Raw genomic sequence first — 19,245 nt, 5'->3', positions numbered from 1 at the left:
TCATCGTCGCCGGTCGCGTGTAAGTGTGTTTCGTCACGTGCAAATTCAACCCCGCCTGGCCATCAGATCGCGGCCGTTGCAGTCGGGGTCGGCGGTTCGGCTCAGGCCCAGCAGGGCGAAACCATTGGATTCCTGGCGGATGCTGACATAGCGCTGGTTGCCTTCGGCCAGGGGCTGCGGGCTGTCCAGCTCGATGTCCACCTGGAAGCGCGCCGGGTCTTTCTTGCAGCCGCGCACGGCGGTGTAGGCCAGGGTGACGCCGGTGCGCTTGTTCAGCTCGATGAGTTCTTCGCGCGCGGTCAGCGCAGTATCGGCTCCGGCCGGGTCCGTCCAGGCACGGGCAAGAGTGGCGTCCACCCGCAACCATTCATCCACAAAACCGCGGCCATTGGACGCGGCGGGCTGGATGCGCTGGAAGGCTTCACCGTCCTGGCGGAAGCGGAAGATGCCCGGTCGGGTCAGCAGGTCGCCGTCCAGGCTGCCGACCTCGGCGCGCCACTCGAAGCCGTCGGGGCGGGCCTTGAGTTTCACTTCGTGTTCATCGCGGACGTAGTCGTGCTCGTTGTGCAGCAGGGTGCGCTGGGCCTGGTCGGCCGTGGCCGGGCGTATCACTTCCACTGCCAGGTGGCTCCAGCGCGAAGTGCACCAGGGCGTGCCGTGCATCAGTGCGATGTCGCCGCTGGACAGGCGCTCGTACAGGTACAGGTCGCCGTAGGCGCCGGAGATGTCTTTGTAGGGGCCGCTCTGCCAGTCCAGTGCACGCACCCAGGCATCGCCTTCGCGGCGGTAACCACGCAGGACGTTGTCGCTGCCGCAGGGTATGGCGAAGCCGCCACTGACCAGCAGCAGCGGGGTTGGGCTGTCGCTCAGGCTGACGACGATCTCGCTCTGGTCGGGCAGCGCCACTTCGTCTTCGCTGGCCGGCTTCGGTGCGGGCAGCAGGCGCTGGCGCAGATCGGCCTGCAGGGCATCGAGGTCCGGCGCGGCCTGAGCGCAGGCCAGGTGAGCGTCGAAGGCGTCGGCCAGCGTCTGTTTGTAATGCTCGATGGCCTGGCTGAGCGCTGGCGTGACCGTGTTATCGGCGTCGTCGGTGAAACCGCTCGCCATGGCTTGCTGCATGGCCTGATAGGCAGCTCGCGGGGCCTCGTCGATGGGCGCGGCAACCGGGCATTGCGCGGCCTGAGCGGCGGTGCCGGCCAGCAGGAAGCAGGCAGTGAGGGGCAGTGCGACCTTCCCTGGTCGCCGGGCGGGGTGCGTCATCGCAATCAGCGGCCCAGTTGTTCGGCCAGCTCGGCGGAGCGGTGGTCGGCGGCGCCGACTGCCTTCTCCACCAGCGCCTCGAAACCGTTGGCCTGGAAGGTGCTGATGGCCGCTTCGGTGGTGCCCTTGGGCGAGGTCACACGACGGCGCAGTTCGGCCGGGTCGACATCGCTGGTGGTGGCCATCTGTGCGGCGCCCAGGGCGGTCTGGCGGGCCAGTTGGCCGGCGACTTCGCGGGACAGGCCGAGCTTCTCACCGGCGGTGGTCATGGCTTCCATCAGCAGGAAGAAGTAGGCAGGGCCGCTGCCGGAGACGGCGGTGACCGCGTCGATCTGGCGCTCCTCGTCGAGCCACAGGGCGATGCCCACGGCGCTCAGCAGTTGCTCCGCCTGCTCGCGCTGGGCGGCGCTGACGCTGGCGTTGGGGTACAGGCCGCTGGCACCCAGGCCGACCAGCGCCGGGGTGTTGGGCATGCAGCGGACGATGGCGCGCGGTTGGCCGTTCACCTCGCCCAGCCAGCGTTCGAGGCTGGCGCAGGGGATGCCGGCGGCGATGGAGACGATCAGCGCGTTCTCGCTCAGCGCCGGCGCCAGCGCCAGGCAGACGTCCTTCATGACCTGCGGCTTGACCGCCAGGACCACCACATCGGCACCGGCCACGGCGCTGGCGTTGTCGCCGACCACTTCGATGCCGTGCTCGGCGGCGATCTTCGCGCGCTGCTCGGCGCCCGGATCGCTGGCGCGGATGTCGCTCGCGGCGACGCCCTTGGCGCGCAGGCCACCGATGAGACTGGCGGCCATGTTGCCGGCGCCGATGAAGGCAATGCGGGTGCTGCTCATGGAGTCGCTTCCTTTATTCAGTGGGAGGCGCCGTAGTCGCGGGCGCCGAACAGGGCGGTACCGATCCGCACCCAGGTGGCGCCTTCGCCGATGGCGGCTTCGAGGTCGTGGCTCATGCCCATGGACAGGGTGTCCAGGCCGAGATTCAGGGCTTGCATCAGCTCGCGCAGGCGGGCGAACGCGGCGTGCTGCGCGGCAATGTCCTCGGTGGGTTCGGGGATGGCCATCAGGCCGCGCAGTTTCAGGTGGGGCAGTTGCGCAACCGCCTGGGCGAGGGCGGGCAGCTCGGCAGGGGAGCAGCCGGACTTGCTGTCCTCGCCGCTGACATTCACCTGCAGCAGCACGTTCAGCGGCGGCAGGTTCGCCGGGCGCTGCTCGGAGAGGCGCTGGGCGACCTTCAGGCGGTCCACCGAATGCACCCAGTCGAAGTGCTCGGCGATCGGCCGGGTCTTGTTCGACTGGATGGGGCCGATGAAATGCCAGGTCAGCGGCAGGTCGGCCAGCTCGGTCTGCTTGAGCAGCGCTTCCTGCAGGTAGTTCTCGCCAAAATCGGCCAGGCCGCAGGCAAACGCTTCGCGGATCGCGGCGGCGGGTTTGGTCTTGCTCACGGCAAGCAACTGCACCGAGTCAGGCGTGCGATTTTTCGCTTGTTCCGCCTCACGGATTCGTACGCGAACCTTTGCAATATTCTCTGCTATCGTGGACATTACCGTCGCTTTTCCGCCCGGCTGCTGCGTGTTCTGCGGCATTCTACCTGCTTGCTCTTGATTGGGGAGTCCCATGGATATTACCGAGCTGCTCGCCTTCAGCGCCAAGCAGGGCGCTTCGGACCTGCACCTCTCGGCCGGCCTGCCGCCGATGATCCGCGTCGACGGCGATGTTCGCCGCATCAACCTGCCGCCGCTGGAGCACAAGCAGGTTCACGCGCTGATCTACGACATCATGAACGACAAGCAGCGCAAGGATTACGAAGAGTTCCTGGAAACCGACTTCTCCTTCGAAGTGCCGGGCGTCGCCCGCTTCCGGGTCAACGCCTTCAACCAGAACCGCGGCGCCGGCGCCGTGTTCCGGACCATTCCCTCCAAGGTACTGACCATGGAAGACCTGGGGATGGGCGAAGTGTTCAAGCGCGTCTCCGACGTGCCGCGCGGCCTGGTCCTGGTGACCGGCCCGACCGGTTCGGGCAAGTCCACCTCGCTGGCGGCGATGCTCGACTACCTGAACAACACCAAGTACAGCCACATCCTCACCGTCGAAGACCCGATCGAATTCGTCCACGAATCGAAGAAGTGCCTGGTCAACCAGCGCGAAGTGCACCGCGACACCCTGGGCTTCAACGAGGCCCTGCGCTCGGCCCTGCGTGAAGACCCGGACATCATCCTGGTGGGCGAGATGCGCGACCTGGAGACCATCCGCCTGGCGCTGACCGCCGCGGAAACCGGCCACCTGGTCTTCGGCACCCTGCACACCACCTCCGCGGCCAAGACCATCGACCGTATCGTCGACGTGTTCCCCGCCGAGGAGAAATCCATGGTCCGCTCCATGCTCTCCGAATCCCTGCAGGCGGTGATTTCCCAGACCCTGCTGAAGAAGATCGGCGGCGGTCGTGTTGCGGCCCACGAGATCATGATTGGCACCCCGGCGATCCGTAACCTGATCCGCGAGGACAAGGTCGCGCAGATGTACTCCGCCATCCAGACCGGCGGCGCGATCGGCATGCAGACCCTCGACATGTGCCTCAAGGGCCTGGTCGCCAAGGGCTTGGTGACCCGCGACGCGGCGAAAGAAAAAGCCAAGATCCCGGAAAACTTCTAAATCCCACCGGGCCCTTGCGGCCCGGCGCACGGAGCGCGCCACACGCACCCGCTTCGTGATCCGACAGCCCTGTCGTAGTCAGCGTGAACTCGGCGAGAAAGATCATGGAATTCGAGAAGCTGTTGCGCCTGATGGTGGAAAAGGGAGCCTCCGACCTGTTCATCACGGCGGGCGTGCCGCCTTCGATGAAGGTCAACGGCAAGGTACTGCCGGTCACCAAGACCGCCCTGTCGCCGGAGCAGACCCGCGAGACCGTGCTGTCGGTGATGAACGAGCAGCAGCGCCGCGACTTCGCCGAGAACCACGAGTGCAACTTCGCGATCAGTGCCCGTGGCGTCGGCCGCTTCCGTGTCAGCGCCTTCTACCAGCGCAACCTGGTGGGTATGGTGCTGCGCCGCATCGAGACCAACATCCCGACCATCGACGACCTGAAGCTGCCGGAAATCCTCAAGAAGCTGGCGATGACCAAGCGCGGCCTGGTGATCTTCGTCGGTGCCACCGGTACCGGTAAGTCCACCTCGCTGGCGGCGATGATCGGCTACCGCAACAAGAACTCCACCGGCCACATCATCTCCATCGAAGACCCCATCGAGTACATCCACCAGCACCAGGGCTGCATCGTCACCCAGCGTGAAGTGGGCCTGGATACCGATACCTTCGAGGTGGCCCTGAAGAACACCCTGCGCCAGGCGCCGGACGTGATCATGATCGGCGAGGTGCGCTCGCGCGAGACCATGGACCACGCCGTGGCCTTCGCCGAAACCGGCCACCTGTGCCTGGCGACCCTGCACGCCAACAACGCCAACCAGGCGCTGGAGCGGATCATTCACTTCTTTCCGGCCGACCGGCATGGCCAGGTGTGGATGGACCTGTCGCTCAACCTCAAGGCCATCGTCGCCCAGCAACTGGTGCCGACCCCGGACGGCAAGGGCCGCCGCGCGGTGATCGAGGTCCTGCTGAACACCCCGCTGGCCGCCGACCTGATCCGCAAGGGCGAGGTCCACGAGCTCAAGCCGCTGATGAAGCGCTCCACCGAGCAGGGCATGCAGACCTTCGACCAGGCGCTGTACCAGCTCTACACCCAGGGCGAGATCACCTACGAAGATGCGCTGGCCTATGCCGACTCGGCGAACGACCTGCGCCTGATGATCAAGCTGGGTTCGGAGACCGACGCCGACCACCTGACCACCATGACCCAGGGCCTGACCCTGGAGATGAGCGAAGACGATCCCAACCGCCGTTTCCGCTGATCCTGCTCCTTGAGAAGCCCGCCCCGTGCGGGCTTTTCGTTTATGCTGATGACCTTGTAACGCAACGGGAGAAAGGCATGTCCGCCAACCCTGACACCCACAGCAAGGTCATCGGCTACCTGCTGTGGATCTTCGGCTTCACCGGCTCGCACCGCTTCTACTACGGCCGGCCGATCACCGGCACCATCTGGTTCTTCACCCTCGGCCTGTTCTTCATCGGCTGGATCATCGACCTGTTCCTCATTCCCTCCATGGATGACGCGGCGGACCAGCGCTACCGTTCCGGCGGCGTGGACTACAACGTCGCCTGGATCCTGCTGACTTTCCTCGGCGTGTTCGGCGTGCACCGCATGTACATGGGCAAGTGGCTCACCGGCATCCTCTACCTGTTCACCGGCGGGCTGTTCTTCATCGGCGTGCTGTATGACTTCTGGACGCTGAACAGCCAGATTTCCGAGCGCAACGGGCCGCAGCGAATCTGATCCGGAGCAATCCTTCAGGTAATGCCGCACCTTTCGCACACCTCCTGCCTCGCCGTCTTTCGTCGCGCTACCTGGCGCGACCTGTGCCTCCCGCCTAAGGTCAGGAGGACAGTAGCAGGCGCCGCCGGGCGATCCCCGTGGCGCCGCAGAAGGAGTGGCTGCCATGAGCAACGAATCCCGCCCTGCCGTACTCGACCTGATCGGCAATACCCCCATGGTCCGCGTGACGCGCTTCGATACCGGACCCTGCACCCTGTTCCTCAAGCTTGAATCGCAGAACCCCGGCGGCTCCATCAAGGACCGCATCGGCGTCGCCATGATCGAGGCCGCCGAGCGTGACGGCCGGCTCAGGCCCGGTGGCGTGATCGTCGAAGCCACCGCCGGCAACACCGGCCTGGGCCTGGCACTGGTCGGCCGCGCCAAGGGCTACCGGGTAGTGCTGGTGGTGCCGGACAAGATGTCCACCGAGAAGGTCCTGCACCTGCGCGCCATGGGCGCCGAGGTGCACATCACCCGCTCCGACGTCGGCAAGGGCCATCCCGAGTATTACCAGGACGTCGCCGCGCGGCTGGCGAAAGACCTGCCCGACGCCTTCTTCGCCGACCAGTTCAACAACCCCGCCAACCCGCTGGCCCACGAGACCGGCACCGGCCCGGAAATCTGGGCGCAGACCGGCCATGACCTCGACGCCGTAGTGGTTGGTGTCGGCTCCGCCGGCACGCTGACCGGGCTCACGCGCTTCTTCCAGAAGGTCCAGCCCGAGCTGGAAATGGTCCTGGCCGACCCGGTGGGCTCGATCATGGCCGAGTACTCGCGCTCCGGTGCCATCGGCACGCCCGGCTCCTGGGCGGTCGAGGGCATCGGCGAAGACTTCGTACCGTCGATTGCCGACCTCTCCAGCGTGCGCCATGCCTACTCGATCAGTGACGAGGAAAGCTTCGCCACAGCCCGCGAGCTGCTGCGCAACGAAGGCATCGCCGCCGGTTCGTCCACCGGCACGCTGCTGGCCGCCGCGCTGCGTTTCTGCCGCGAGCAGAAGGAACCCAAGCGCGTGGTCAGCCTGGTCTGCGACACCGGCACGCGCTACCTGTCGAAGATCTACAACGACCAGTGGATGACCGACCAGGGCCTGCTGCAGCGCAAGCGCTACGGCGACCTGCGCGACATCATCGCGCGGCGTTTCGAAGAAGGGCGGGTGGTCAGTGTCGGCCCCAGCGACACCCTGCTCACCGCCTTCCAGCGCATGCGCCTGGCGGACATCTCCCAGCTCCCCGTGCTCGACGGCAAGCGCCTGGTGGGTGTGATCGACGAGTCCGACATCCTCATGGGCGTGCATGACGACCCGGCGCACTACCGTTGCGAAGTCTCCAGCGCCATGAGCGACGCTCCGGAAACCCTGGCCCCCGGTGCCAGCCTCGGCGAACTGGAAGCCGTGCTCGGCCGCGGCCTGGTGGCCATCATCGCCGACGCCTCGGGCTTCCACGGCCTGATCACAAGATTCGACCTGCTCAACCATTTGCGGAGGACCCTCGCATGAGCCAGCACGACGACCGCCTCGGTTTCGCCACCCGCGTGATCCACGCCGGGCAGGAGCCGGACCCGTCCACCGGGGCGATCATGCCGCCGATCTACGCCAACTCCACCTACCGCCAGGAAAGCCCCGGCGTGCACAAGGGGCTCGACTACGGCCGCTCGCACAACCCCACGCGCTGGGCGCTGGAGCGCTGCGTGGCAGACCTGGAGGGCGGCAGCAAGGCGTTCGCCTTCGCCTCGGGGCTGGCGGCGATCTCGGCGGTACTGGAACTGCTCGACGCCGGCTCGCACATCGTCTCCGGCAACGACCTCTACGGCGGCACCTTCCGCCTGTTCGAGCGGGTGCGCCGGCGCAGCGCCGGGCACGACTTCCACTTCGCCGACCTGGCCCAGCCCGGCGCCCTGGAAGCGGCGCTGACCGACAAGACGCGCATGGTCTGGGTGGAAACCCCGAGCAACCCGCTGCTGCGCCTGACCGACCTGGCCGCCATCGCCCGCACCTGCCGCGAGCGCGGCATCCTCTGCGTGGCCGACAACACCTTCGCCAGCCCTTACGTGCAGCGTCCGCTGGACCTGGGCTTCGACATCGTCGTGCACTCCACCACCAAGTACCTCAATGGCCACTCCGACGTCATCGGCGGCATCGCCATCGTCGGCGACAACCCCGACCTCGCCGAACGCCTGGGCTTCCTGCAGAACTCGGTGGGCGCCATCGCCGGCCCGTTCGACGCCTTCCTAACCCTGCGCGGGGTGAAGACCCTGGCCCTGCGCATGGAGCGCCACTGCGCCAATGCACTGGACCTGGCGAAATGGCTGGAACAGCAACCGCAGGTGAAGCGCGTCTACTACCCCGGCCTGCCGTCACACCCGCAGCATGAACTGGCACGCACGCAGATGAAGGGCTTCGGCGGAATGATCTCGCTGGACCTGGACACCGACCTCGCCGGCTCGCGGCGCTTCCTGGAGAACGTCCAGCTGTTCGCCCTGGCGGAAAGCCTGGGCGGCGTGGAAAGCCTGATCGAGCACCCGGCAATCATGACCCACGCCAGCATCCCGCCGGAGAACCGCGCGGCGCTGGGGATCGGCGATTCGCTGATTCGCCTGTCGGTGGGGGTGGAGGATGTAGAAGACCTGCGCGCCGATCTGGCCAAGGCCCTGGCGATGATCTGAAGCACGAGATGCATTTGTAGGATGGCGTGGAGCGCAGCGATACCCATCACTTGCAGCACCCTGTAGGAGCGGGCCATGCCCGCGATCGCGCGCATGGCGCGCTCCTGCACGGGATTCGCCGTATGAAAAGAAAAAGCCCGCCAATCGGCGGGCTTTTTCATGGGACGGCGGAGCGTTACACCGCGTGGACGATGTGCCCGTCCACCAGGGTGCAGCGCACCACGCCCGGCAGGCAGTGGCCGAGGAACGGGCAGTTCTGGCCGCGGGAGTGCCAGGTCTCGCCGGCCAGGGTCTGGCCGTCGGCTTCGAACAGCACCACGTCCGCTGCCGCGCCGATGGCCAGCTTGCCGGCCGGCAGGCGCAGGGCGGCGGCCGGGCCGCTGGAGAGGCGCGCGAGCAGGGTCGGCAGGTCGAGCAGGCCGTCCTGCACCAGGGTCATGGCCAGCGGCAGCAGCAGTTCGACACTGCTGATGCCCGGGTCGGTCGCGGCGAACGGTGCGTTCTTGGCGTCCGCCTCGTGGGGCTGGTGGTGGCTGGCGATGGCCTGGATCACGCCGCTCTTCACCGCTTCGCGCAGGGCGTCGCGGTCCTTGCGCGAGCGCAGCGGCGGTTGCACGTGGTACAGGCTGGAGAAGTCCGCCAGTGCCTCGTCGGTAAGGATCAGCTGATACAGCGCCACATCGGCGGTGACCGGCAGGCCACGGGCCTGGGCCTGGGTGATCATCTCGACGCCACGGGCGCTGGTCAGCTGGCTGAAGTGCGCACGCACGCCGGACTGCTCCACCAGCAGCAGGTTGCGGGCCAGGGCCACGGTCTCGGCGGTTTCCGGGATGCCAGCCAGGCCGCGGAAGCTGGCAGTCGGGCCTTCGTGGGCGATGCCGTCGGCCGCCAGTTCGGCGTCCTGGGAGGTGAACACCACGGTCAGGTCGAAGGTCGCCGCGTATTCCAGCGAACGCAGCAGCACGCGGTTGCTCGCCATCGGCGCCAGGCCGTTGGTGAAGGCCACACAGCCGGCGTCGCGCAGGGCGACCAGCTCGGACAGTTGCTCACCGGCGAGCCCTTTGGTCAGCGCACCGATGGGGAAGACCTTGGCGTTGCCGGCTTCGCGGGCGCGGTCGAGGATCAGCTCGGCGACGGCGGAGGTGTCCAGCACCGGCTTGGTCTGCGGCGGGAAGCACAGGCTGGTGACGCCACCGGCAGCGGCGGCGCGGGTTTCGCTTTCGATGCTGCCCTTGCGGCTGTAGCCCGGCTCGCGCAGGGCGACGCTCAGGTCCACCAGGCCGGGCGCGGCGGTCAGGCCGGCGGCGTCGATTTCCTGGGCGGCGTGGAAGCCTTCGGGGGCGTCGCCGATGGCGACGATGCGGCCGGCCTCGATGTGCAGGTCGCAGACCTTGTCCAGGCCGCTGGCCGGGTCGATCAGGTGGGCGCCACGAATGCTGACGGTCATTGCGCGTCCTCCTGTTCCAGCTGGCGTTGGGCGTTCTGGCCGCTCATGGCCATGGACAGCACGGCCATGCGGATGGCGATGCCGTAGGTGACCTGGTTGAGGATCACCGACTGTTCGCCGTCAGCCACGGCGGAATCGATCTCCACGCCGCGGTTGATCGGGCCGGGGTGCATGACGATGGCGTCGGGCTTGGCCAGTTGCAGGCGCTTCTGGGTCAGGCCGTAGAGCTTGAAGAACTCGCCTTCGCTGGGCAGCAGGCCGCCGGCCATGCGCTCGCGCTGCAGGCGCAGCATGATCACCACGTCGACGTCCTTCAGGCCTTCGTTGGCGTCGGTGAACACCTTCACCCCGTACTGGTCTTCCAGGCCCACCGGCAGCAGGGTGCGCGGGGCGATGACACGGATGTCCGGGCAGCCGAGGGTCTTCAGCGCCAGCATGTCGGAGCGCGCCACCCGCGAGTGCAGGATGTCGCCGACGATGGCCACCGAGATGTTCTCGAAGCTGCCCTTGTGGCGGCGGATGGTGAGCATGTCGAGCATGCCCTGGGTCGGGTGGCCGTGGCGGCCGTCGCCGCCGTTGATCACGGCGACGTTGGGGCTGACGTGCTCGGCGATGAAGTGCGCGGCGCCCGAGTCGCTGTGGCGCACGACGAACATGTCGGCGGCCATGGCCTCGAGGTTGCGCAGGGTGTCGGTGAGCGTCTCGCCCTTGCTGGTCGAGGAGGTCGACACGTTCAGCGAGATGACGTCGGCGGACAGGCGCTGGGCGGCCAGTTCGAAGGTGGTGCGGGTGCGCGTGGAGTTCTCGAAGAACACGTTGCACACGGTCTTGCCGCGCAGCAGCGGGACTTTCTTCACCGCGCGGGCGCCGACTTCGAGGAAGGAATCGGCGGTGTCGAGGATTTCAGTCAGCAGTTCGCGGGACAACCCGTCGAGCGAGAGGAAGTGGCGCAGCTGGCCCAGGTCGTTGAGCTGCAGCGGGCGCTTGGCGTCGGTCGGCATGTGGCAGGCCCTGAAAGTTGGGGGTGGAGGTCCGGGCGCGCGGAGTTACAGCGCGGTGCTGAGAAGCGTGCGCTCGAGGACGAGTGGTGCGGGACCGCGCAATTTTACCCGCTCGTTGGGTGCCAGGGACAGGGTTTCGCCGACGATATCCGGGCGAATGGGCAGCTCGCGCTTGTTCAGGTCCACCAGGCTGACCAGGGTCACGCTGGCCGGGCGGCCGTAGTCGAACAGCTCGTTGAGCGCGGCGCGGATGGTCCGGCCGCTCATCAGCACGTCGTCCACCAGCACCAGGTGCTGGCCGTCGATCTCGAAGGGCAGTTCCGACGGACGGACCTGCGGGTGCAGGCCGCTGCGGCTGAAATCGTCGCGGTAGAAGGAGACGTCGAGGATGCCGAGGATCTCGTCGCTGCCCAGTGCCTTGAGCAGTTCCTGGGCGACCCAGATGCCGCCAGTGTGGATGCCGACGAAGCGCGGCGAGTCGATCCCGCGCTGCGCGAGGTAGTTGCGCAGGTCGGTAGCCATGCGGGGGATGAGTTCGGCGGGGCTGGGCAGGGTCATGACGTCTCCGGTTCGGTTGGCGAGGCCACCCGGCGCGGGCGGCCATCGGGGCGGACCGTTCCGGGAAGGAGTGGTCCGGCAAGCTTAGTGGCTTTCGCTCCCCTGGCGCTGCTTCAGGTCAAGGGAGCCGGCCTCGGGTCAGGCGGGGGCGTTGTCGGCCAGCCAGCCCTCCAGCAGCAGGGCGGCGGCCAGGGCGTCCACCGGGCGCTCGCGGTATCCGTCGCGCTGGCCCTGGGCCAGGCGCTCGCCCTTGGCGGCGTAGGTGGTCAGGCGTTCGTCGTGGGTGTGTACCGGCAGGTTGTAGCGGCCGTGCAGGCGGCGGGCGAATTTCTCGGCGCGCTCGCTCATGTCGCTGGGGGTGCCGTCCATGTTCAGCGGCAGGCCGACGACGATAGCGTCGGGCTGCCATTCCTTGATCAGGGCTTCGACGCGGTTCCAGTCCGGCACGCCGTTCTGTGCCTTGAGCACGCACAGTTCGCGGGCCTGGCCGGTGATGGCCTGGCCGACGGCGACGCCGATCTGCTTGGTGCCGTAGTCGAAACCCAGGAGCAGGCGCAGGGGTTTGCTGGTCATCAGGCGTGCCCGGCCTGGGCGGTGAGCAGGCTGAGGTTGACCCCCAGGCGCTCGGCGGCCGCCGACAGGCGCTGCTCGGCCGGCACCTCGAAGAGCACCGCCGGGTCCGCGGGGCAGGTCAGCCAGGCGTTGTCGGCGAGTTCGGCTTCCAGTTGGCCGGCTTCCCAGCCTGCATAGCCGAGGGTGATCAGGTGTTGCGCCGGGCCGCTGCCGTCGGCGATGGCGAACAGCACGTCCTGGGAGGTGGACAGCGACAGCTCGCCCAGCTCCAGCGTGGCCTGGTAGCTGCGCCCGGTGGGGTGCAGGACGAAGCCGCGGTCAGTCTGCACCGGGCCGCCGCTATAGATGGTCACGCCCTGGCAGCGCACCGGCGGCAGTTCGTCCGGGCGCAGTTGTTCGAGCACGTCGGCGAGGCTCAGGCCGCTGGGCCGATTGATGATCAGGCCCATGGCGCCCTGCTCGTTGTGTTCCACGAGGTAGGTCACCGTCTGGGCGAAATTGGAGTCCGCCATGTGTGGCATGGCGATCAGGAAGTGGTGCTTGAGGTAGCTGGCGGCTGTGCTTTTCATGCCGGCTAGTTTCAGGCCTGGGGGTCAAAGGGACAAGACTTGAAAGCGTCAGCAGACGCTTCGGGCGCGCTGGCTCAGTTGCTGGACAGGCGGTCGCCGCGCTCGAAGCGCCAGGTGCGGATGATTTCCAGGCGGTCGATGTCGTTCAGGTCGCCGGAGAAGGGCGCGAAAGGTGCGGCCAGGCGCACGATGCGCTGGGCGGCCTGGTCGAGCGTCGGCTGTCCGGAGGATTCCAGGACCTGCACCTCATACAGCGAGCCGTCGCGGTTGATCGACACCAGCAGCCGCAGACTGCCGTAGATGCGTTGGCGACGGGCTTCGTCGGGGTAGTTGAGGTTGCCGATGCGTTCGATCTTCTTGCGCCACTCTTCCTTGTACCAGGCGCCCTTGTCGCGCATGGTCGAGGCGGCGCTCAGGCGGTGGATGCGCGGACGCTTGGCGTAGGCCTGCTGGTCGCGGGCGAGGTCGGCTTCGAGGCTGGAGATTTCCGCCGAGAGCTGGGCGGAGTCGAACTGCGGCGCCGGCTTGGCGACGGTCTCGGCCTTGGGCGTCTGCTGCTTGGTCTGCACCTTGTCCGGGCGCGGGGTGCGGGTGGCGACGGCGGCCTTGGGTGCTTCGGGGCTCTTGGCCTGGCGCGGGGTGGCCGGCGGAGAGACTTTCTTGACTTCGGTATCCTGGAACGGCGCCTGCTCGGTGGTCTTGGGGATCGCCTTGTGTTCCAGGGTGCCGCTGCCCTGCTGGTTCATCTGGGCGAGGTAGTCGGCCTTCTCGGGCGCCTTGTCGCTCTTGAAGCTGGCCAGGGTGATTTCCAGCGTCTTGCTCAGCTGGCTGGGCGAGGGCATGGTGAAGCCCACGCCCAGCAGCACGGCCACGTGCAGGATGGCCGCAACGAACAGGGTGAAACCCAGACGGTCCGCCGGACGTACGCCGGAGGACACGGGGAAGTCTTGATGGGTTGCAGCGTTCATTGCGGATCGCACGGGCCAGGGTGGGGCGGAAGTCTGCCGACGAGGCTTATAAAAGTCTATGACGCACTGCGCGCCTTGAGCTTTTCGTCGATGACTGCCATCAGTCTCTCACCGATGCGCGTGTCGTAGGCCGCATCGATCTCGCGGATGCAGGTCGGGCTGGTGACGTTGATCTCGGTGAGGTTCTCGCCGATCACGTCCAGGCCGACGAACAGCAGGCCGCGCTTGCGCAGTTCCGGGCCGACCTGGGCGGCGATCCAGCGGTCGCGTTCGGTCAGCGGCTGGGCCACGCCACGGCCGCCGGCGGCGAGGTTGCCACGGGTCTCGCCCTGGGCGGGAATGCGCGCCAGGCAGTATTCCACCGGCTCGCCGTCGATCATCAGGATGCGCTTGTCGCCATCCTTGATGGCCGGCAGGTAGCGCTGCGCCATGACCTGCTCCTGGCCGTGGCGGGTCAGGGTCTCGAGGATCACCGAGAGGTTCGGGTCGCCTTCGCGGTGGCGGAAGATCATCGATCCGCCCATGCCATCCAGGGGTTTGAGAATGATGTCACGATGCTCCGCGGCGAATTCGCGGAGAATGTCGGACCGGCGACTCACCACTGTCGGCGGCGCGCACTGCGGGAACAGCGTGGCGAAGTACTTCTCGTTGCAGTCACGCAGGCTCTGCGGCTTGTTGACGATGAGCGTGCCGGCGGTTTCGGCCTGTTCCAGCAGGTAGGTGGAGTAGACGAACTCGTTGTCGAAGGGCGGATCCTTGCGCATCAGGATTACGTCCAGGTCCGACAGCGGCTGGTCGACTTCGTCTTCCAGTTCGAACCAGTGGGCTGGGTCGTAGAACACCTTGAGCGGACGCATGCGACCGCGGGCGATGTTCTCTTTCTGGTAAAGATCCTGCTGTTCCATATAGAAGAGCTGCCAGCCACGGGCCTGGGCGGCCAGCAACATGGCCAGCGAGCTGTCCTTCTTGAAACTGATCTGCGCGATGGGGTCCATCACGATCCCGAGGCGTACGCTCATGGGATGTCCTCCTGGGGGAATTCGTCGGCTTGGGGCTGCGACTCGAGGCCGCGCCGCAAAGGCTGAAAATGGACGCTCAGGGTGGCGCTGGATGTGCGCTCGGTCAAGGAAAAAGCCTGCGCGTTCGGGGTCTTATGGCCTGAATTTGCTGGGCGTGGTAAAGATTCTGACGATTGTGGTAAAAGGTTCCCACGATTGGGTCGCAGCCCGACGGTGGCAGGGCGCTTGCGCACTGAAATAAAAAGCGGAAAAACGACTCACCGAGATGGTAAGGGCGAACATGGAACAGCATTCCGACGGTTTGAAAGTAATGGTGATCGACGATTCCAAGACGATTCGTCGCACGGCTGAAACCCTGCTGAAGAAAGTCGGCTGCGATGTCATTACAGCCATCGACGGCTTCGACGCGCTGGCCAAGATCGCCGATACCCATCCGAGCATCATCTTCGTCGACATCATGATGCCGCGCCTGGATGGCTATCAGACCTGCGCCCTGATCAAGAACAACAGTGCATTCAAATCCACGCCGGTGATCATGCTGTCCTCCAAGGACGGCCTGTTCGACAAGGCCAAGGGTCGCATCGTCGGTTCCGATCAGTACCTCACCAAGCCTTTCAGCAAGGAAGAACTGCTCGGCGCGATCAAGACCCATGTGCCCGACTTCACCCCGGTGGAGCACGCTTCCTGAAGTCCGGCGCAAGCGCCGGTGACGCCTATTCCGTATGGGGACCACAATGGCTCGAATTCTGATTGTTGATGACTCGCCGACCGAGATGTACAAGCTGACCGCGATGCTGGAAAAGCACTCGCACCAGGTACTCAAGGCCGAAAATGGCGCCGATGGCGTGGCCCTGGCTCGTCAGGAAAAGCCCGACGTCGTCCTGATGGACATCGTCATGCCCGGCCTGAACGGCTTCCAGGCGACCCGTCAGCTGTCCAAGGACCCGGAAACCAGCGCGATTCCGGTCATCATCGTCACCACCAAGGATCAGGAGACCGACAAGGTCTGGGGCAAACGCCAGGGCGCTCGCGACTACCTGACCAAACCGGTGGACGAAGAAACACTGCTCAAGACCATCAATTCGGTGCTGGCCGGCTGATACAGCCGTACCTGCACACCTGAACATAATTATTAGAGAAGGCCAGGGCCGGCATGGCGGAAGTCCAGAGTCCTTTCGAGGTTCTCGTCCAGATCGATCAGCGCTGTCGTCAGCTGGCCGCGGGTCTGCCCGCGCAGCGCGAGGTGGTGCAGAGCTGGAACGGCATCGGCTTTCGCATGGCTGGGCGCCTGTTCGTGGCGCCCATGGGGGAGGTCGGCGAGGTTCTTCATGAGCCGCGCTACACACTGCTGCCCGGTGTCCGTGACTGGGTGAAGGGGGTCGCCAACGTGCGCGGCCGCCTGTTGCCGATCATGGACCTGTGCGGTTTCCTCGGCGCGGAGCTTTCGCCTCTGCGCAAGCAACGGCGTGTGCTCGTCGTGGAATACCAGGAAGTCTTCGCCGGCCTCATCGTCGATGAGGTGTTCGGCATGCAGCACTTCCCGGTGGACACCTTCTCCGAGCAGCTGCCGCCCCTCGAAGCGGTCCTGCAGCCCTTTATCCATGGCGTCTTCCATCGGGAGCAACCCTGGCTCGTGTTCAGCCCGCATGCGCTGGCTCAGCACCCGGGGTTCCTGGACGTCGCCAGCTAGAGTTTGACCGGTTGGGCCGGCATTGCCGGCCCTTGTTGTGACATGGAATTCGTAATCGTGGTGGGTCCAGGCGGGGGCCGAATATGAAAAATATAAAGGCAGGCAGTCTTTTTTCGGGTGCGCGTAGCAGCTCGCTGATCCTCGGACTCTTCGTGGTCCTGATCGTGGCGATCGTCTTGCTGTTCGCCAACTTCGCTTACCTCAACACCCAGGCGAACCACGACAAGCAGTACATCGGCCATGCCGGCGAACTGCGCGTGCTGTCCCAGCGTATCGCCAAGAACGCCACGGAAGCCGCGGCGGGCAAGGCGGAGGCGTTCAAGCTGCTGAAAGAAGCGCGCAACGACTTCGAGAAGCGCTGGAACATCCTCTCCAAGGGTGACGAGAGCACCGGCCTGCCGCCGAGCCCGGATTCGGTACAACCGCAGATGGCGGATGTGCAGAAGGACTGGGACACCCTGCGCAAGAATGCCGACTCCATCCTCGCCAGCGAACAGACCGTACTGTCCCTGCACCAGGTAGCCGCGACCCTCGCCGAAACCATCCCGCAGCTGCAGGTGGAATACGAAGAGGTCGTCGACATCCTGCTGGAAAACGGCGCCCCGGCCGACCAGGTCGCGGTAGCCCAGCGCCAGTCGCTGCTGGCCGAACGTATCCTCGGCTCGGTGAACAAGGTGCTCGCCGGTGACGAGAACTCCGTGCAGGCCGCCGACAGCTTCGGCCGTGACGCCAGCCTCTTCGGCCGCGTACTCAAGGGCATGAAGGAAGGCAACGCGGCGATGAGCATCTCCAAGGTGACCAACGCCGAAGCGGTGGACCGCCTCAACGAGATCGCCGAGCTGTTCGAATTCGTTTCCGGCTCGGTGGACGAGATCCTCGAGACCTCCCCGGAACTGTTCCAGGTCCGTGAAGCCGCCAACACCATCTTCGGTGGCTCGCAGACCTTGCTGGACAAGGCTTCCAGCCTCGCCGCCGGCTTCGAGAACCTGGCCGAAGGCCGTGTGTTCAACCAGGTCGCCAGCGCCGCGCTGGGTATCATCGCCCTGGGCGCGATCATCCTCATCGGCCTGGTGATGGTGCGTGAAACCAACCGCCGACTGGCCGAGACCGCCGAGAAGAACGAACGTAACCAGGCGGCGATTCTGCGACTGCTCGACGAAATCGCCGACCTCGCCGACGGTGACCTGACGGTGGCCGCGACGGTAACCGAGGACTTCACCGGTGCGATCGCGGACTCCATCAACTACTCCATCGACCAGCTCCGCGAGCTGGTGGAAACCATCAACCTGACAGCCGTGCAGGTGGCCGCCGCCGCCCAGGAAACCCAGGCCACCGCCATGCACCTGGCCGAGGCTTCCGAGCACCAGGCCCAGGAAATCGCCGGCGCCTCCGCCGCGATCAACGAAATGGCCGTGTCCATTGACCAGGTATCGGCGAACGCCTCCGAGTCCTCGGCGGTAGCGGAACGTTCCGTAGCCATCGCCAACAAGGGCAACGAAGTGGTGCACAACACCATCACCGGCATGGACAACATCCGTGAGCAGATCCAGGACACCTCGAAGCGGATCAAGCGCCTCGGTGAATCGTCCCAGGAGATCGGTGACATCGTAAGCCTGATCAACGACATTGCCGACCAGACCAACATCCTCGCACTGAACGCCGCGATCCAGGCGTCCATGGCGGGCGACGCGGGCCGCGGCTTCGCCGTGGTAGCGGACGAAGTACAGCGCCTGGCGGAACGTTCCTCCGCTGCGACCAAGCAGATCGAGGCGCTGGTGAAGACCATTCAGACCGACACCAACGAAGCGGTGATCTCGATGGAACAGACCACCTCCGAGGTGGTACGTGGTGCCCGTCTGGCGCAGGACGCCGGTGTGTCCCTGGAAGAGATCGAGAAGGTATCCAAGACCCTGGCAGCGTTGATCCAGAACATCTCCAACGCCGCCCGTCAGCAGGCCTCCTCCGCCGGCCACATTTCCAACACCATGAACGTGATCCAGGAGATCACCTCGCAGACCTCTGCCGGTACCACCGCCACTGCGCGCAGCATTGGTAACCTGGCCAAGATGGCCGGCGAGATGCGCCACTCCGTATCCGGCTTCAAACTGCCGGACACCGCCGAACAGGCCTGAGCAGAGGAGGTGCGCTGCTCTTAGCCGGGTAGCGCACGACGATCTTGAGCGAGGGGCGCGACATGCAGGCAAGTGGCGTCTGGTCGTTGCAGCCGTTGGCCGACATGTCGGCCGCGGACTTCCGCGACTGGCAGGCACTGTTGGAAGATCGCACCGGCGTTGTCGTCAACGAGCAGCGCCGGGCCTTCCTGCAGACCAGCCTGGGCGCGCGGATGCGCGAACTGGGCATTGCCGACTACGGCACCTATTACTGCCAGGTCACCGATGGCCCGCGCGGCGCCGTCGAGTGGTCGAACCTGCTGGACCGCCTCACCGTTCAGGAAACCCGTTTCTTTCGCCACAAGGCATCCTTCGACGTGCTGGAAAGCTTTCTGCTCCAGCGCCTCGAACAGGTCGGCCCGAGCCGGCCGCTGGCCTTGTGGAGCGTCGGCTGTTCCAGCGGCGAGGAGCCTTACTCCCTCGCCATGGTGGCCGCCAAGGTACTGGAAGACGCAGGTCTTGCGCCGCTGTATGGCGTGACCGGCACCGACATCAGCCTCAATGCCCTCAACCGGGCGCGCGAGGCCACGTATGCGGCACGCAAGCTTGCGGATATCGACCCGGAACTGGCCACGCGCTACTTCAGCGCGCAGGATGACGGTCGATACGCAGTGATACCCGATCTCGCCGGGCGCGTCTGTTGCGCGCGGCTGAATGTGCTGGAACTGGCCAAGGCGCCAATGTCCGGCATGGACGTGATTTTTTGCCAGAACCTGCTGATCTATTTCCGCCGCTGGCGGCGGCGGGAAATCCTCAATCGCCTGGCCGAGCGGCTGGCGCCTGGGGGACTGCTGGTGATCGGAGTGGGCGAGGTCGCCGATTGGCACCACCCGCTGCTCGAACCGGTCGCCGATGAGCGCGTTCTGGCCTTTACCCGGAAGGGATGACACAGACACATGA

20 protein-coding genes are annotated in these 19,245 nt (G+C 66.0%); 10 read left to right on the top strand and 10 right to left on the bottom strand.

Translation table 11 applies throughout. From position 1 onward, the window contains the following. Nucleotides 1-45 precede the first annotated feature (45 nt). Genes IB255_RS11870 through IB255_RS11860 form a run of 3 tightly spaced genes read right to left on the bottom strand, consistent with a single transcriptional unit; the run spans nucleotide 46 to nucleotide 2,806 of the window. Nucleotides 46-1,260, bottom strand: coding sequence for a hypothetical protein (locus IB255_RS11870; RefSeq protein WP_192210405.1), 1,215 nt, complete (start codon nucleotides 1,258-1,260; stop codon nucleotides 46-48). 5 nt (nucleotides 1,261-1,265) lie between these two features. Then, the gene (proC, locus tag IB255_RS11865) at nucleotides 1,266-2,099 is read right to left on the bottom strand and encodes a pyrroline-5-carboxylate reductase (RefSeq protein WP_192210404.1); all 834 of its coding nucleotides are present in this window, start codon (nucleotides 2,097-2,099) and stop codon (nucleotides 1,266-1,268) included. Nucleotides 2,100-2,116: 17 nt separating this feature from the next. Beyond that, the gene (locus IB255_RS11860; protein ID WP_192210403.1) at nucleotides 2,117-2,806 is read right to left on the bottom strand and encodes a YggS family pyridoxal phosphate-dependent enzyme; all 690 of its coding nucleotides are present in this window, start codon (nucleotides 2,804-2,806) and stop codon (nucleotides 2,117-2,119) included. A gap of 73 nt (nucleotides 2,807-2,879) precedes the next feature. On the opposite strand from IB255_RS11860, the gene pilT reads away from it, so the two are divergent. The 5 genes from pilT to IB255_RS11835 all read left to right on the top strand — a co-directional run bounded on the left by pilT (nucleotide 2,880) and on the right by IB255_RS11835 (nucleotide 8,349). Then, nucleotides 2,880-3,914 (top strand): type IV pilus twitching motility protein PilT, encoded by a 1,035-nt coding sequence (pilT, locus tag IB255_RS11855; RefSeq protein ID WP_017520118.1) that lies wholly within the window; start codon nucleotides 2,880-2,882, stop codon nucleotides 3,912-3,914. Between the two features lie 104 nt (nucleotides 3,915-4,018). Then, the gene (pilU, locus tag IB255_RS11850; RefSeq protein ID WP_081519592.1) at nucleotides 4,019-5,164 is read left to right on the top strand and encodes a type IV pilus ATPase PilU; all 1,146 of its coding nucleotides are present in this window, start codon (nucleotides 4,019-4,021) and stop codon (nucleotides 5,162-5,164) included. A gap of 77 nt (nucleotides 5,165-5,241) precedes the next feature. Further along, complete coding sequence (locus tag IB255_RS11845) at nucleotides 5,242-5,646, top strand: NINE protein (RefSeq protein ID WP_017520120.1); 405 nt, start codon at nucleotides 5,242-5,244, stop codon at nucleotides 5,644-5,646. A gap of 163 nt (nucleotides 5,647-5,809) precedes the next feature. Then, complete coding sequence (locus tag IB255_RS11840) at nucleotides 5,810-7,183, top strand: pyridoxal-phosphate dependent enzyme (RefSeq protein ID WP_192210402.1); 1,374 nt, start codon at nucleotides 5,810-5,812, stop codon at nucleotides 7,181-7,183. After that, nucleotides 7,180-8,349 (top strand): trans-sulfuration enzyme family protein, encoded by a 1,170-nt coding sequence (locus IB255_RS11835; protein WP_151189059.1) that lies wholly within the window; start codon nucleotides 7,180-7,182, stop codon nucleotides 8,347-8,349. Before IB255_RS11840 ends, IB255_RS11835 begins: the two co-directional genes overlap by 4 nt. Nucleotides 8,350-8,524: 175 nt before the next feature. On the opposite strand, the gene IB255_RS11830 is transcribed toward IB255_RS11835, so the two are convergent. The 7 genes from IB255_RS11830 to gshB form a co-directional block, all read right to left on the bottom strand. Then, nucleotides 8,525-9,796, bottom strand: coding sequence for a dihydroorotase (locus IB255_RS11830; protein ID WP_192210401.1), 1,272 nt, complete (start codon nucleotides 9,794-9,796; stop codon nucleotides 8,525-8,527). Further along, a complete protein-coding gene (locus IB255_RS11825; RefSeq protein WP_081519597.1) occupies nucleotides 9,793-10,797 on the bottom strand; it encodes an aspartate carbamoyltransferase catalytic subunit in 1,005 nt (334 codons plus the stop codon). Before IB255_RS11825 ends, IB255_RS11830 begins: the two co-directional genes overlap by 4 nt. 45 nt (nucleotides 10,798-10,842) lie before the next feature. Further along, the gene (gene pyrR / locus IB255_RS11820; protein ID WP_081519598.1) at nucleotides 10,843-11,355 is read right to left on the bottom strand and encodes a bifunctional pyr operon transcriptional regulator/uracil phosphoribosyltransferase PyrR; all 513 of its coding nucleotides are present in this window, start codon (nucleotides 11,353-11,355) and stop codon (nucleotides 10,843-10,845) included. Between the two features lie 138 nt (nucleotides 11,356-11,493). Further along, complete coding sequence (gene ruvX / locus IB255_RS11815; protein WP_138213113.1) at nucleotides 11,494-11,931, bottom strand: Holliday junction resolvase RuvX; 438 nt, start codon at nucleotides 11,929-11,931, stop codon at nucleotides 11,494-11,496. Then, nucleotides 11,928-12,497 carry a YqgE/AlgH family protein gene (locus tag IB255_RS11810; RefSeq protein WP_081519600.1) on the bottom strand — a complete coding sequence of 190 codons (570 nt, stop codon included), beginning with the start codon at nucleotides 12,495-12,497 and terminating at the stop codon, nucleotides 11,928-11,930. Before IB255_RS11810 ends, ruvX begins: the two co-directional genes overlap by 4 nt. A 74-nt stretch (nucleotides 12,498-12,571) precedes the next feature. Continuing rightward, on the bottom strand, nucleotides 12,572-13,465 hold the full coding sequence (locus IB255_RS11805; protein ID WP_081519601.1) for an energy transducer TonB: 894 nt from the start codon (nucleotides 13,463-13,465) through the stop codon (nucleotides 12,572-12,574). Nucleotides 13,466-13,521: 56 nt separating this feature from the next. Then, nucleotides 13,522-14,484 (bottom strand): glutathione synthase, encoded by a 963-nt coding sequence (gene gshB / locus IB255_RS11800; RefSeq protein WP_192210400.1) that lies wholly within the window; start codon nucleotides 14,482-14,484, stop codon nucleotides 13,522-13,524. Between the two features lie 280 nt (nucleotides 14,485-14,764). Here gshB and pilG point away from each other — a divergent pair, with 280 nt between their 5' ends. From pilG to IB255_RS11775, 5 genes are all read left to right on the top strand, one after another. Then, complete coding sequence (pilG, locus tag IB255_RS11795; RefSeq protein ID WP_015475142.1) at nucleotides 14,765-15,172, top strand: twitching motility response regulator PilG; 408 nt, start codon at nucleotides 14,765-14,767, stop codon at nucleotides 15,170-15,172. Nucleotides 15,173-15,218: 46 nt separating this feature from the next. Then, nucleotides 15,219-15,584 (top strand): twitching motility response regulator PilH, encoded by a 366-nt coding sequence (gene pilH, locus IB255_RS11790; RefSeq protein ID WP_024766237.1) that lies wholly within the window; start codon nucleotides 15,219-15,221, stop codon nucleotides 15,582-15,584. A 53-nt stretch (nucleotides 15,585-15,637) separates the two neighbouring features. Further along, entirely contained in the window at nucleotides 15,638-16,174 is a 537-nt protein-coding gene (locus tag IB255_RS11785) for a chemotaxis protein CheW (RefSeq protein ID WP_081519603.1), read from the top strand. An 83-nt stretch (nucleotides 16,175-16,257) separates the two neighbouring features. Continuing rightward, the gene (locus tag IB255_RS11780; RefSeq protein ID WP_045212954.1) at nucleotides 16,258-18,306 is read left to right on the top strand and encodes a methyl-accepting chemotaxis protein; all 2,049 of its coding nucleotides are present in this window, start codon (nucleotides 16,258-16,260) and stop codon (nucleotides 18,304-18,306) included. A gap of 62 nt (nucleotides 18,307-18,368) precedes the next feature. Beyond that, nucleotides 18,369-19,232 (top strand): protein-glutamate O-methyltransferase, encoded by an 864-nt coding sequence (locus IB255_RS11775; RefSeq protein WP_192210530.1) that lies wholly within the window; start codon nucleotides 18,369-18,371, stop codon nucleotides 19,230-19,232. The last annotated feature ends 13 nt before the right edge of the window (nucleotides 19,233-19,245 follow it).

The organism is Pseudomonas sp. PDM22, from assembly GCF_014851965.1.
In the GTDB taxonomy this organism is placed as follows: domain Bacteria; phylum Pseudomonadota; class Gammaproteobacteria; order Pseudomonadales; family Pseudomonadaceae; genus Pseudomonas.
This window is presented reverse-complemented; position numbering and strand designations above follow the sequence as displayed.

What these genes read in the sequence shown, in the direction of transcription:
- IB255_RS11870 (WP_192210405.1), bottom strand. Translation starts at nt 1,260, where the DNA reads ATGACGCACCCCGCCCGGCGACCAGGGAAGGTCGCACTGCCCCTCACT.
- proC (WP_192210404.1), bottom strand. Translation starts at nt 2,099, where the DNA reads ATGAGCAGCACCCGCATTGCCTTCATCGGCGCCGGCAACATGGCCGCC.
- IB255_RS11860 (WP_192210403.1), bottom strand. Translation starts at nt 2,806, where the DNA reads ATGTCCACGATAGCAGAGAATATTGCAAAGGTTCGCGTACGAATCCGT.
- pilT (WP_017520118.1), top strand. Translation starts at nt 2,880, where the DNA reads ATGGATATTACCGAGCTGCTCGCCTTCAGCGCCAAGCAGGGCGCTTCG.
- pilU (WP_081519592.1), top strand. Translation starts at nt 4,019, where the DNA reads ATGGAATTCGAGAAGCTGTTGCGCCTGATGGTGGAAAAGGGAGCCTCC.
- IB255_RS11845 (WP_017520120.1), top strand. Translation starts at nt 5,242, where the DNA reads ATGTCCGCCAACCCTGACACCCACAGCAAGGTCATCGGCTACCTGCTG.
- IB255_RS11840 (WP_192210402.1), top strand. Translation starts at nt 5,810, where the DNA reads ATGAGCAACGAATCCCGCCCTGCCGTACTCGACCTGATCGGCAATACC.
- IB255_RS11835 (WP_151189059.1), top strand. Translation starts at nt 7,180, where the DNA reads ATGAGCCAGCACGACGACCGCCTCGGTTTCGCCACCCGCGTGATCCAC.
- IB255_RS11830 (WP_192210401.1), bottom strand. Translation starts at nt 9,796, where the DNA reads ATGACCGTCAGCATTCGTGGCGCCCACCTGATCGACCCGGCCAGCGGC.
- IB255_RS11825 (WP_081519597.1), bottom strand. Translation starts at nt 10,797, where the DNA reads ATGCCGACCGACGCCAAGCGCCCGCTGCAGCTCAACGACCTGGGCCAG.
- pyrR (WP_081519598.1), bottom strand. Translation starts at nt 11,355, where the DNA reads ATGACCCTGCCCAGCCCCGCCGAACTCATCCCCCGCATGGCTACCGAC.
- IB255_RS11810 (WP_081519600.1), bottom strand. Translation starts at nt 12,497, where the DNA reads ATGAAAAGCACAGCCGCCAGCTACCTCAAGCACCACTTCCTGATCGCC.
- IB255_RS11805 (WP_081519601.1), bottom strand. Translation starts at nt 13,465, where the DNA reads ATGAACGCTGCAACCCATCAAGACTTCCCCGTGTCCTCCGGCGTACGT.
- gshB (WP_192210400.1), bottom strand. Translation starts at nt 14,484, where the DNA reads ATGAGCGTACGCCTCGGGATCGTGATGGACCCCATCGCGCAGATCAGT.
- pilG (WP_015475142.1), top strand. Translation starts at nt 14,765, where the DNA reads ATGGAACAGCATTCCGACGGTTTGAAAGTAATGGTGATCGACGATTCC.
- pilH (WP_024766237.1), top strand. Translation starts at nt 15,219, where the DNA reads ATGGCTCGAATTCTGATTGTTGATGACTCGCCGACCGAGATGTACAAG.
- IB255_RS11785 (WP_081519603.1), top strand. Translation starts at nt 15,638, where the DNA reads ATGGCGGAAGTCCAGAGTCCTTTCGAGGTTCTCGTCCAGATCGATCAG.
- IB255_RS11780 (WP_045212954.1), top strand. Translation starts at nt 16,258, where the DNA reads ATGAAAAATATAAAGGCAGGCAGTCTTTTTTCGGGTGCGCGTAGCAGC.
- IB255_RS11775 (WP_192210530.1), top strand. Translation starts at nt 18,369, where the DNA reads ATGCAGGCAAGTGGCGTCTGGTCGTTGCAGCCGTTGGCCGACATGTCG.